Origin of the sequence: Ruegeria atlantica, assembly GCF_013033965.1 — a bacterium.
In the GTDB taxonomy this organism is placed as follows: domain Bacteria; phylum Pseudomonadota; class Alphaproteobacteria; order Rhodobacterales; family Rhodobacteraceae; genus Ruegeria; species Ruegeria atlantica_D.
This window is the reverse complement of record NZ_WQFE01000019.1, coordinates 1-12663: the sequence shown is the minus strand read 5'-3', so window position 1 is coordinate 12663 and position 12663 is coordinate 1. Positions and strand designations below refer to the sequence as shown.

12 protein-coding genes are annotated in these 12663 nt (G+C 54.4%); 1 reads left to right on the top strand and 11 read right to left on the bottom strand.

What is annotated here, in order from left to right; translation table 11 throughout:
- Positions 1 to 675: 675 nt before the first annotated feature.
- The 7 genes from GOW16_RS22100 to GOW16_RS22070 form a co-directional block, all read right to left on the bottom strand.
- The gene (locus tag GOW16_RS22100) at positions 676 to 1395 is read right to left on the bottom strand and encodes an NYN domain-containing protein (RefSeq protein ID WP_113789668.1); all 720 of its coding nucleotides are present in this window, start codon (positions 1393 to 1395) and stop codon (positions 676 to 678) included.
- 493 nt (positions 1396 to 1888) lie between these two features.
- A complete protein-coding gene (locus tag GOW16_RS22095) occupies positions 1889 to 2128 on the bottom strand; it encodes a hypothetical protein (RefSeq protein WP_170419678.1) in 240 nt (79 codons plus the stop codon).
- 21 nt (positions 2129 to 2149) lie between these two features.
- On the bottom strand, positions 2150 to 2692 hold the full coding sequence (locus GOW16_RS22090) for a hypothetical protein (RefSeq protein ID WP_170419675.1): 543 nt from the start codon (positions 2690 to 2692) through the stop codon (positions 2150 to 2152).
- Positions 2689 to 3108 (bottom strand): type II toxin-antitoxin system VapC family toxin, encoded by a 420-nt coding sequence (locus GOW16_RS22085; protein ID WP_170419673.1) that lies wholly within the window; start codon positions 3106 to 3108, stop codon positions 2689 to 2691. The genes GOW16_RS22090 and GOW16_RS22085 overlap by 4 nt, the downstream gene beginning before the upstream one ends.
- Positions 3108 to 3359, bottom strand: a complete 252-nt coding sequence (locus GOW16_RS22080) for a type II toxin-antitoxin system VapB family antitoxin (protein ID WP_254429882.1) — start codon at positions 3357 to 3359, stop codon at positions 3108 to 3110. Before GOW16_RS22080 ends, GOW16_RS22085 begins: the two co-directional genes overlap by 1 nt.
- Before the next feature lie 136 nt (positions 3360 to 3495).
- A complete protein-coding gene (locus GOW16_RS22075) occupies positions 3496 to 5400 on the bottom strand; it encodes a ParB/RepB/Spo0J family partition protein (protein ID WP_170419670.1) in 1905 nt (634 codons plus the stop codon).
- 237 nt (positions 5401 to 5637) lie between these two features.
- Entirely contained in the window at positions 5638 to 5859 is a 222-nt protein-coding gene (locus GOW16_RS22070) for a hypothetical protein (protein ID WP_170419668.1), read from the bottom strand.
- A gap of 907 nt (positions 5860 to 6766) precedes the next feature.
- Between GOW16_RS22070 and GOW16_RS22065 the strand changes: the two genes are divergently transcribed.
- Complete coding sequence (locus GOW16_RS22065; RefSeq protein WP_170419666.1) at positions 6767 to 7315, top strand: hypothetical protein; 549 nt, start codon at positions 6767 to 6769, stop codon at positions 7313 to 7315.
- Between the two features lie 279 nt (positions 7316 to 7594).
- Here GOW16_RS22065 and GOW16_RS22060 read toward each other — a convergent pair whose 3' ends face one another.
- From GOW16_RS22060 to GOW16_RS22045, 4 genes are all read right to left on the bottom strand, one after another.
- The gene (locus GOW16_RS22060) at positions 7595 to 7750 is read right to left on the bottom strand and encodes a hypothetical protein (protein ID WP_170419664.1); all 156 of its coding nucleotides are present in this window, start codon (positions 7748 to 7750) and stop codon (positions 7595 to 7597) included.
- A 49-nt stretch (positions 7751 to 7799) separates the two neighbouring features.
- Positions 7800 to 8408, bottom strand: coding sequence for a methyltransferase type 11 (locus GOW16_RS22055; RefSeq protein ID WP_170419662.1), 609 nt, complete (start codon positions 8406 to 8408; stop codon positions 7800 to 7802).
- Entirely contained in the window at positions 8405 to 8626 is a 222-nt protein-coding gene (locus GOW16_RS22050) for a hypothetical protein (protein ID WP_170419660.1), read from the bottom strand. Before GOW16_RS22050 ends, GOW16_RS22055 begins: the two co-directional genes overlap by 4 nt.
- A 339-nt stretch (positions 8627 to 8965) precedes the next feature.
- Entirely contained in the window at positions 8966 to 12649 is a 3684-nt protein-coding gene (locus GOW16_RS22045; RefSeq protein WP_170419658.1) for a DUF4214 domain-containing protein, read from the bottom strand.
- Positions 12650 to 12663 lie beyond the last annotated feature (14 nt).

The following is a 12663-nucleotide window of genomic DNA, read 5'->3' as shown; positions in this document are numbered from 1 at the left end:
GATCACGTCTGTAACTAACTTTTATCTCTTGCATCCCGGGCGGCAACCACAGAAGACGGACGCATTTTTCCCGGCCGGAACCAGGTAAGACTCATCAGCTGCGCGCCGGCCGCGATTGCGGCCGCCCAAGCGGAGCGCCAGTCGTGCCGGCACTTGGGGGCATAGACCCCAAGTGACAAGGGACACCAGAGGACGATCGACACCAGGACTACGGCAAAGGAAAAGACCCGCCGAAGCGGGCCAAGGTCTCTCGCCACGAGAGGAAAACTGTCAGACGGTCGCGCATTTCTTAGTCGTTTGGCTCATCCGACCCGCCACTGCGCTTTGAAAAAAAGCCCCGAACAGCCCTGAGTTTCCGCACGACCATCATCACAATAAAGAAGAGTAGCTGTAGCGAATTGCAATTATCCGGCGCTTGGATTGCAAACATCCCGGATTCTCGCTCGAATTATTTGACGCTATCCGGGGTGCCAAACTCACATTATCTGCGACTGTGATCAGATTATTTGCAACGGGATTGCAATCATCCACCTCGGATCACATTACGTGCGAACGGCATGCCAGTTGAAGAACACAGAGCGGAAGCAAGCGCAGCAACTGCCGTTCTCTGCACGGCTGATGAACTGAAAAGTCGCGGACAAAACGGTCAGTCAGGTTGAAGGTAAGTGGATATTCTCAGGACTTTGCCCTTGGCTGGACGTAACGAACGAAGAGGCTGTTGCCCTGTCTCTTCGTTTCGAAGCCTTTGATCGCAGCTACAAGATCGCTCAGTTTTCCCTTTCCGTAGGTCCGAGCATCAAAATCTGGATGTGCAGCGACTACTGACTGGCCAAGTTGCCCAAGGTGAAACCACTCGTCATCTTGTTGGATACGAGCCATAGCATCCAAGAGTAACTTTGCAGCTTTTTGGGGCTGCTCCTTTGCAGAAGCCAGTTTCTTGGCTTCGCCTTCGTCTGCTACAAGGTTTTCAATAAAAATGAACCGGTTGCACACGTTCCGAAGTGGCTCCGGAGTTTTTTTCTCTCCGATGCCAATCACCATTAAGCCATCCTCTCTGAGACGATTGGCTAAACTGGTGAAATCACTGTCGGAAGAAACCAAGACAAACCCGTCGAACCGACCTCCGTGTAGGATGTCCATCGCATCTATCACAAGACCAATATCGGATGCGTTCTTACCCGACGTATTGGCGGTCTGCTGGTGTGCAACAAGACCCAGCGATAGGATTACCTCGGACCAACCTTTCAGCCGACTACTGGTCCAATCGCCATAAACCCGTCTAAGCGCGGGTTCGCCTATTGAAGCGACCTCCTTGAGAATTGCTTCCGCAAATTTAGCTGGTACGTTGTCGGCATCAATCAGCGTCGCCAATAACGGTTGAGCACGTTCGGTCATCTGGTTGGCACCATGTTTTGTCTACTCTTGTCTTAACTTGTCGCTACTTATCGAACTGCCGACACAAAAACCAGAACACTCACAAAAACAGAGACCTGGAGTTTACTTAGCGGTCAGCGATGGGCTCGTTCGTTGAATCCGCTGCGCTTTGTCTGAACGGCAGGTCTGGGAAACGTACCATTTCTAGACCACGAAGCGCTGGCAGGCGAGCGACCACATCCGTTGAAGATTGTTGTCTTGAAATCCCGTCTGACAAACTGCGTTCAGCATCTCAACAACTGGATGGGAAGGCAGACACCTGAAAACACGCTGAAGACGCTATTCGCATCTAATGTGATCCGAGGCGGATGATTGCAATCCCGTCGCACATAATCTGATCACGTTCGCACTTAATGTGAGTTTGATACCCCGGATAGCGTCAAATAATTCGAGCGAGAATCCGGGATGTTTGCAATCCGAGCCACGGATAAGTGCAAGCCACTACATATACGCGTCAATTTTCTGCACTGTCATAGTCGGCTAGTTTGGGCCAGTTCGTTTCGGCATCAATCATCAATGCGGCTTCAATCACGCGCTTTGCCTTCAGCAAATTAGCCCGGCGGCTCGACGGATCAGAATACACGCCATATCCATTAACAACGCGGCCATTGCACTGACTTAACTCGGACACGGCCAGATCAATGTTCTGACCAATTTCAACCGTTGCTTTCTCAGCATCTTCGATGATTTTCATTCTTTGATCTTTCTTCCAAAACTATCGATTGCGGGAACGATCGACAACGCCATCAGCCGTGATCGATGCGATACGATCTTCAGTGCGCCGAGAAATTTCAACACCATCTGCAGCCATATAGGACTCTGCAAAGGCAGTGTGTTTGAAAATACTTCCATCGGCCTCAACGTAAGTGTTGTCTTCGTGTCCGTATCGTTTGATCCGCCCATCATATTCAATGGTGATGTAGGTGCCGTCCGCCATTCGAACCCTAATGGTGTCGTCTTCGATAGCTACGCCCTGCCACCATTTCTTGGTGTCGCGACGTACAACAACACGGCTGGGGTGCATCTTGATTTCAAGGTCATCAGCAGTTTTTGGATCAATAGCTTTGACATGGATCGTTGCCTCCTGACTCTTGGGATCAGGATGAATGGACGCGCTGCCATTTTCAGGGGGCCAGAGCTTCGGCGCTTTCCGATCCTTGCCGTTCCGGTCCTTATGAAAGCTGATATACATTTGAGCAGACTTCCAAACGCGGCGCGCACTGTTGCTGAGCGTGGTGGGTGCGATTTCTTTGGTCATGCCATATCCGTTTTAGCGAAGTCATCGCCCTTATAGATGAGTTTAACGCGATAAGCCTTCGCGCAGGCATAGGCGAAGCAATCGCCAAAATTCAGGTCTGCTGGATGACCTACCGCTTTGCCGTATTCTGCGGCGGCTCGGATCGCGGCGTCGCCGATGCTGCTGCTAATGTGAATGTCGCGCACCGAAAGTTCGCCCAACAACTGGCTTACTGCCGCTGTACTGTCGGTCAGCAACTCCGGGCTTGGCTTTTTGTGCTTGCCAGATCGCGCCCGTGCAAAGGAAACACTCGCCTCGTAGCGGGCCAAAGGTGATGTGAACAACTGATCTGTGACCGCCTCAATGCGGCGAACAAGGTCCTCATATCCCGGCTCTCGCAATAGAATGGCGACGATGGCAGAAGCATCAATGTACATCACATACCCTCATACATTTCGTCGGTGTATTTCTTCATGTCAAAATCCGGGTCCGGCTCGCCAATAGCGTCGGCACGCTCCAAGATCGGCTGCAACCTTTCCAAGAGTGGTTTGCGATTGTTCTCAGCGTCAAGCTGTGCTTGCAATGCTTTGCGAACTGCGTCAGTTTTGCTCTTGGCTCCTGTTGCTTTCCTGACCTTTTCGGCCAGAGCATCCACAGCATCGTCTCGAATATAGAGCGGCATTTGCATATCCTCCTGCTTTCCATATGTATATCATCAAACGAATATACAAGCTATTCAAAACGGGATATTCAACGCAGTTTTTCCCATGATTCAACAATCGGCGTCTGAGGATCAGGGCGCAATGCGCCCTGCCCTGTTTGTTTCAGAAGCAATCGGGAACCCAGGCATCGATGCGGGTTTTCTGCTCGGCTGTCAGGTTCAATGCTTCCCGATGATCCGGGTCATTGAATAGCTTGTGCAGGCTTTCGTCCTTTTCACCTTTCTTGGACTTCGAGAAGGCACGAAACTTGTCCGAGTCGGCCTGCAAGCCCAGAAGGTTCATGTAAATGCCTTCCAGCAATTCGCCCTTGATCCGCTTGAAGCAATTCTCGGCAGAAGGCGTCCAGATCGACCGAATATCAGCCCCGATATCCGCCTCAATCTCAGACATGAACTCTGCATCCTGATATTTGAACCGGCGCGCAAGGAAGGTGGTGATTTCGCCGTTTCGAACCTTCTTGCCAAGATCGCGGAATGCTTTGAACGCATCGACCTTACTCAGATCATCCATATCACGAAACACCTGATAGGCTTCTTCTGCGGCGTCGTCTCGTTCGCCGCCAAGGCGCGGATCAAGCGTGAACTGGTCGTCAATCTCGGGCTGGTTTCGTTGCGAACCATCGTAACCGAACCCGAACAACTCATAGAAGCTGCCCGGCGCAGGTGAGGCGGCAAATGCGAACAGGCTCAGCAGATAATCGGGTTTATCCAGCAAAGCTGTCTGTACCGCTGCCAGTCGGATTGCTTTCATGTCATCCACAAACACCTGAGAATACGGCGATTTCTCCGGCAAGCTGGTACTGATTGTGGAAGTAGTCGCCACATACACGGCAGGTTGCTCCGGCGCGTCGATAAAGCCAGCTTCGACCGCTTCGGCTTGTTGATCGGGAAGGATCAGGCCGCGCAGCGCACGAACGTCACCGTCACTGTCCACATAAACCATAACCCCGGCCAGCGCCTTTTGTTCGGCCTGATAGTCACCGTCCAGTATCTTTTGCAGTGCATCCAGTTCGGCTTGACCTTCTTCGTCCAGCACCTCGGATTCCGCCAACTCAGCTAGTTCGTCGTAACGTCCGGCCTGTTCTTCGGACAAAGTGCCTTCGATCACGTCTGTTTGTTCTGCGCCAAATTCAGCTTTCATTTCACGCGGCAACGGAAAGCTGTCGTCCGTAACTTTGGCCCAAGCCCATCCTTCGGCTTCGCGCAACACTTCAGCCTCCGCTTCCAGCTTCTCAACAAACAAGGTGTCGAGAATGTCCGGATCATTGAAATAGGTCTGGGAGTTCTGGGCAAATAGGTCGGCAGTGACCGTTCCGCCTTTTGCCTCATAGGCTTCACGACCGACGAATTGCGCGATCCGGGTGGACGCGGTTACTGCCTTGGCCTTCAAAAAGCGCTTCACATCATATTCACCATAATGCCTATGCGATTTTAGCAGGTCCAACACTTCAAGGATTTTTTCTGCATCATCACTTACGGTCATGGCCTTGGCATTTCCCAAGCTGATTTCACCGTCCTTGAGCGCATCAAGAACTGGTTCAGGTAGACCGGCCAGCGCTAGGCGGCGGCGCACATGGGCCTCGGTCACGCCGAACGCCTGACTGATCTTGGCAACAGACAGGGATTTCGCGGCCATTTTGCCATAAGCCCGAACCTCGTCCACCGGTTCCAGTTCTTCACGGGCGGTATTCTCGGCATTGGCCCATTGCTCAGCCACAAAGGGATTATCGGTGATCTTGACCGGCACTTGCGCCAGATCGGCCCGTTCGGTCACAGCGATATTCAGAGCGCGCAAACGGCGACCACCTGCAACGATGCCAACCTTACCGTCAGCATCACGCAAGCCGCTGAGATTTTGGATTAGGCCGCACGCGACAAGGCTTTCAACCAGCAGGGCGATGCCTTCGTCGGCAACATGCTGACGCGGGTTGATTTCTGACAGGTACAGATCGGACAGGGCAACGGTTTCGATGGTTTCCGGTGCGGTGAATGTTTCATGTTTGCTCATTGGGCAAGTCCTTGTTTCGTGGCTAAGTTTTTGTTATTGGTGCCCTACCCCTTACGGGGTAGGGCGAGGCCGCTTAGGCGGCGGCGTGTTGGATCAGGAAGCGGCGCGCGATGTGGAAATTGTCGCCCTTCTTGATTAACTCTTTCGCCTCGGCGATGCGTTTCTGCAGAGTTTCATTGCTCATGGTGTTCACCTCCTTTCGTGCGCTAGTTGCGCGTTGAGCGTTTCAGATCAGGACTATTCGTCCACGCTGAAAACGACCGTTTCACCCTCGACCGTGTAAGGCACAGCCTTGGACAAAAGCTTTTCGATAGCGGTGGTGGGAACCGAAGGGAAAGTGATGGAAATCCCATTCAACAATTTCGGGCGATCATCTGCGAAGTGATAACCATTGATAGCCCACGCGATTACGTTGGGGCTGTAAATCGAGTCCGTTGATCCAAGACGATATTCAGTCATAGTGACCTCTACTTTCGTGGCGATGCGGTGGCCGATGTGCGCCCGACCTATCCGCGTGTGGTTTGTTGAGAACACAGAAGGCCAAGGAAACGGCCTTCTGGACTGTCCTCGTCACCCGCACCCCTCCGCGTTTTTCCCCGCGAAGGAGGGGGGGCGACAAAAAAGGGCCGTTACGGAGCCCGCCGGGGTGGTCAGTCTGAAATTGGGGAAATTTGGGAGGGACCCGCGCGCCAGCGTGGGAGGAACCGGGATTTTCACGATTTCTGATTGAGGCGCACAAAAAGGATAAAGTGATCCGCGACCTGGCGCGGATCTCCCTTTGCGCCTTCCGCCCCGCCGGGCTCTGTTACGAGACCTTTTCGCCCCCCTGACGCCGGGGAAAATACAGCGCCGCAGACCGCCCTGGCGGGCTGCGATCAGCAAACAGAATAATGCCTGGGCAGGGGTAAGCGGGCGTGCCCGTGTCCCCTGCCCTGTCAGCTGATACTATGCGAGCCGCGCGCACGCGCGGATCTCCAAAGACCTTCTGCGAAAGGCTGAGCGAAGCGAGGGAATCGCGTTACCCGCAGGGACGAAACAACCATGGGCAGGCGACCATTTGACCGCGGCGGCAAGCTGGCTCAGAGAGACAGATTCCGCCGCACCAGGTCAAAGGGAGATCGCTCATGATTAGTTCGGGTCGGAGGCCGGTGTGCCGGCGTCCGACTAGCGACCGGTCACGCGCCATGGGCGCGGGATTTGCTCTGCAGCTCCACACCAAGTCTCACTGACTTAGGCCGAGCCAATTAATGTCACAACACCCGCAATTATTGTCTCATAATTTTGTTCAAAAGCTTTTTTTGTCTTTTGATCAGAGATTTGGGAATCCGTATATTGGCATCAGTAATCAGTGTGAAAGGGAACCAGAGTGACAAATGCAGGCAATCGCGGCCGACCGAAGGGCAGTACACAATACGACTACCAGCCGCAAATTCGGATCGCGGCGGACTTCAAGATCAGCAACCCGGAATGTTCGGACCGAAAGGCCCTTCTGGTGGCTATTAAACGCTATGGCGTTATCGGGTCATCAGCGGATTCCAATCTCACTGCACTTTTTCGTAAATGGCGTGACAAGGACGAACGCCAAAAGCACATTGACGATGCCGTTGATCGGCGATCTGAGCGGCGTCGCAATGCGCGTGGTATGTCCCTTGGCGCCAACCTTGATTGGGTTTCTCTGGAGTCGGCGCGACTGGCTTCACTGACAACAGCTTTTCAAGCTGCAGAAGCGACGATTTCGCAATTCATGCTGGAACAAAGAACCACAAATTTGGCCGAAACAATCCAAAAGATGCAACACCTCGAAGATTTGTGCCGGGGATTTGAAGGTCAGGCAGATCCATTTCGGGGAATTATTGAAGCGTTTGAGCGGGACCAAACCCTACTGAGAGCGGCACAAGGACCGAGCTTCAGTTAGAAGCGCAACGGGCAGCCACAGGCGCGGATCGGCAGTTTTCCAGTCCCGGCAATTCCGACCTTGGGAGACAATTCGTCGGGACCGTAGCAGACAACAAAGCGAACACGCGAGAATGAGAGCGGCTTGGCTGTGGTAAACTGCCGATCCCGGCCGCTCAGCGGCCCTGCGCGCGAGTAGCGCACAGTCCTGGACGATCGGGGCATTTTGCCCCGTTCGGCCGGGACAACAAAGGCCGAACATCAAGATAGCGCGCCACACATGGCGGCGCGCACACGACGGTCAAACCTCCTTTCCGTCACTGTCGAACCGGCGGACTAATTGAAAATCAATGAAACCGGACGAAACCAAATCGGCAAACTGTACGCGGGCTTCGTCTGAACCGGCGTAGATTTCCGGGTCGGCTCCATCCGGCAAGTCGATTTCGAAAAACTGCATTGCATCGCAAGCGATCCTGACAATTGGCTTTGTAGACATCGGCTTTCCCTCAGCGGCGGATTCTGATGATTTTCGTGTGAACGCTGGCCGTCGCAAAGGTGTCTGGCGGCAAGGTTTCGAGTTCTTCGGCCTCGTCGTGGTGGAAGGTGACAGGGACCAGGGCAACAAGGGTTGCCGGTTCGTCATGCCCACCCCGCCCTAGCAGGGACAAAGCCGCCTCGATGTGGGCGCGGACCTGCTTAAAAGGCGGGTTCATGATGATGCGGGGAAACTGCGCGCGGCCTTTGACTTCCTCCGCATACTCAAGAAAACAACGGTTGATCGTGGGGCCAATGGTGCGCAGTTTTGCCGCAAGCGTGTTGTGGCGCTCGATCATGGTCAATTCGCAAGTGCTGTGACCTGATGCAATCAGCGCTCTTGCGAGTTGGCCGGTTCCGGCGCTTGGCTCCAATGTCAGGTAGTCACCTTGCGGCCCGAGATAACCGACCATCCGCGCGGCGACGGGATCAGGCGTCACGTGGCATTCGGCGAATTTATCAACGGCGATAACCTCGGGGGCCTTCAGCTCGTCCAGTTGGGGCGCGTCATGCCGCACCCTAACCGGAATGGTTAGGGGCTTGTTCGGGCGGTAGTACATGCTTGGCCGTTTCTGAGTCATCGTCCTAGCCTTTCAACTTCAAGGGCGCTCGTGGCTTGGTTGACTATCCGTTGCGCCGTGTTGGCCTCGATTCCGGTCTCCATCAAACGGCGCATTGTGACCGCCTTGCCCAGAACGGACAGGCGCGAAAAGCCTTCCTGAACATACTCCATAGGGTCGGCTTCAACGATCTGGCATTCTCCCTCTGTGTGACCGTGGCTGATTGCCTTTTGCCGCATCCCCTGCAAATTCTCGGGCAGGATTGCCGCGCCCTGAGTGAGCGCGACAGCGTAGGTGGCCCGGCTGGCCCGAGGCTGTGAAACCGGACAAATTTTGGAACATTTGTGAACTTTTTGAGGGGGATGTGGCGATCCCAAGTTCGTACCAGATCCATGAGATGTTGACCGGTTCGCAAATTGAGTGGATGTTTTTTCTTTCGCTGAACTTGAAAAACTATGCCGACCGGTGACTTGTGGCCGATCCGACGTATCGCACTCTAATTGACTGCGATACGTCAGGGCAGGTGTCGCCATACGACCCAGCTTGCACGCCCTTCGTACTATATGCGTAGGCCGCAATCAAAGGAACGTAAATTGGTCCTCTGTTAGGGACGCAGTGTTTATTCCGTCAAGTTCGACGGACCCGTTGGTCCATTCGACCCGCGTACCCGAGCCTGTGTCGACGAAAGTGAGGTCCGCAAAGGTTGCACCGCGCAGTTCAATCAAATCCACACCCAGTTCAAAGTCTGTGATGCGATCCGCGCCCTGGCTGACGGATGCGTGGAAGATGAATTCATCCGCTCCACTACCGCCGGTCAGGACGTCGTCACCGCTGCCCCCAAAAAGGCCGTCATCACCATCGTCACCATGCAGGTTATCATTGCCGCTACCGCCATGCAGGAAGTCACTGCCGTGATCTCCGTAAACGACATCGTTACCACCACCTGCGAGAACCAATCCATTCCCGTTGCTGGTGTCTCTTATGGTATCGTCTGAATCTTCTGCTTCTCCCACAAACAGCCCCTCAAACACCGGCCCGTTGGATTCAAAATCAAACAGCTCGATTTTGTCGGCGTTGTAGATGTGGAACTCATCCCCATCGCTGTCGGTCAACTCCAGGCGACGCGTCCCGTCGGGCGATTGGTGCCAATGGCCGGAAAGATCAATGAGCGAGATCCCCTGGAAGAGAATCCTGTCAGCGTTGGAAGTCGACTGCTGCTCGTCAACCAGGACGTTCCCGGACTCGGCAGATATGACATACGTGTCGTTGCCCGCACCCCCGTAAAGAGAATCCCAACCATCGGCGCTGCCCCCATTGAGCCAGTCATCCCCCCTGTCACCAAACAGGCGATCATCCCCTTCGCTGCCGTAAACACCGTCGTTGCCATCACCGCCATAAAGCGTGTCATTGCCCCCTTCGCCCCGCAAATGGTCATTGCCTGCATTGCCGTAAACGATGTCGTTGCCGCCGCCTGCAAAAACCAGGCCATTTCCGGAACTGGTGTCATTGATTTCATCATCGGATGTGGCTGTCTGTCCCAGGAACAACCCGGAGAACACAAGATTGTCGCTCCCGAATTCCCAACGCTCGATCTGGTTTGCGTTGTAGATATGGAGTTCGTCCTGATCCGCCAAATGCGTCAGTTCTATTCTGGAATGGCCACTGGACCATTTGGCCGAAATATCCCAGATCGACAGGTCACGGAACAGGATCCTGTCACCTGTTGAACTGGAAGACATCTCGTCGAGATACGTATCTCCCGAGGCTTTGGTGAATACGTAGGTATCGTCGCCTTCACCACCGTGTAGCGCATCCCAGCCCGTGCTGCTTCCGGCACTTCCCTCCAGCACGTCAGCGCCGTTACCGCCCCAAAGCACGTCCGCTCCGGTTCCGCCGAACAAGGAGTCATCGCCATCACCGCCGTACAACTTGTCATCGCCATCGTCGCCCCGCAAAAAGTCGCGACCGGCATTGCCGTGAACGACGTCGTTACCGGCCCCGGCAATGACCAGCCCATTGCCCGGGCTGGTATCGGTGATCACGTCATCAGAGACACCATCGCCGCCAATGAAGACTCCCGCAAAATTCCAGCCGTCCTGCTCAAACTCCCAGCGTTCAATTTTGTTGGCGTTGTAGATGTGAAACAGATCCCCGTCATTCTCTGACAGTTCGAGAAAAGTTTTCCCTTCGAAACTGCCCCAACGGGCCTGCAGGTCCCAGATCCCGATACCCTTGAAAAGGATCAGGTCGCCAGATGAGGAGGCACCTTCTTCGTCGATGACAACATTTTTTGACCAACTGCCAACGACATAGGTGTCATCCCCTGATCCGCCATAGAGCGCGTCCCAGTTGTCCGCTGAACCACCGTCGAGCCAATCGTTACCATTTCCGCCAAACAGCCGATCGTCGCCCTCACTCCCATAAACACCGTCGTTTCCGTCACCACCATACAGCGTGTCATTACCATGTTCGCCGCGAAGGTGGTCGTCCCCGTCATTGCCATGAACTATGTCATTGCCGGACCCGGCCAGTATGAGACCATTACCCTGGCTGGTGTCATTGATCACATCGTCGGAAACTTCTGACGCACCGACAAACCAACCGGAAAAACTCAGATTATCCTTTTCAAACTCAAACAGTTCGATCGTGTGTGCGTTGTAAATGTGAAGCTCGTCCAGATCCTCAACATCTGTTGCCTCAATCTTGACAAACCCATTGGACCAATGCGCCGTAAAATCCCAGATGGACATGTCCTTGAACAAAATTTTGTCGCCGGTTGAGCTGGAAGCGTATTCATTGATGTAAGTGTTGCCGGAGGCGCGGGAAAACACGTATGTGTCGTCGCCTTCTTCTCCGTGCAGAGCATTCCAGGTATCGCTTTCGCCACCCTCAAGAACGTCGTTACCATCACCGCCCCACAGGACATCGTCCCCGGAGCCACCCAACAGCACATCGTGGCCTGCGCCTCCACGTAGGGTGTCATCCCCTGAGCCACCGGTCATGAAGTCCTGACCGTCGCCACCCTGGAGCGTATCGTTTCCGAAATCCCCGTGGAGCGTGTCATTTCCGTTGCCGCCCGTAACAGTGTCATTGCCCTTCCCGGCAGAAATGAACACGTTACCTGATCCGGCCCCCGCAGTGATCGTGTCTGCACCATCACCGCCATAGGCGGCCTCGACGTTATGCTCTTTGAGTTCCAGCGTCACGGGTTCGCTTCCCGTCACACGGATTGTGTCAACCCCGTCACCACCATTCACATGGCCAGCCGTCAGATCATCCTTGTCAATGAACAGAATATCATCACCCGCACCACCCTGGAGATCATCCGCGCCGGCACCTCCGATCAGGACATCATTCCCGGCACCGCCAAGAATGTAATCAGCTCCGTTCCCGCCGGAAAGTGTGTCGTGGCTGCTACCGCCCCAGACGGCATCATTGCCGTCCCCGCCGGAAAGCTCGAGCCGACGGTCTGAGGTTGTACCATCAAGGCGGTTATCCCTCGCGTCGCCTATAACCTCGTCAACGTCCTGTGCGCCAACATAAAAGTCCTTGGAATCCGCGCCGGTAATAGTGACCGTGTTTCCATCGCCGAACTGTTGGGTCCCGTTGGTCTCGAATTCGACACTGCGGGCAATCAGCAACAAGAGCTCGCCACGTGTGATGTGCCCATCTTGCAAGTGGCCCTGCCACAACATCAGATCCGAATTTGACGGCTCCTTACCAAAGGCGTTCTGGTAGACACGCCGGACAAAATCCTCGTCGCTCAATTCAGCAAGATTCGTTGCCGGGTCCGGGTCCGGGTCCGGAGTTACGGTATCTTTGGCCAACTCCGTTGCAAGGCTAAGCAGAGACTGCGAACCATTGATCGCATCTTGTGCGATCAGGTCCAGCTGCTCGTCCGAGAATTCGCGATCGTAGAGAGACCCCAACAGTTTTCGGACGACATCCAGAACAAAGCTTTTGTCGAGAGAGCGTTCCGCCTGTACCTCGTTCAGTACCACATCAAAGTTGTTGGTCGACATATGGCCGTTCCCGACCGCAATATGCTCCGAACTTTCCGACAGATTGGCTGCAAAAGCGGCTTGGCTGGTTGCACCGCTGGACAGCTCCGCCAATGCTTGCGCAAACTCCTCCATGCTGGTACCCCGGCCCAACGCATTGACATAAGCCTGATCGATGAAGGCCGCATTAGTGATTTCCGGATAGCGCGCCTTGAACTCATCCGACTGCAGCAGCTCATTGGCCAGGCTTTCGATATTCAATTCGCCATTCCGGA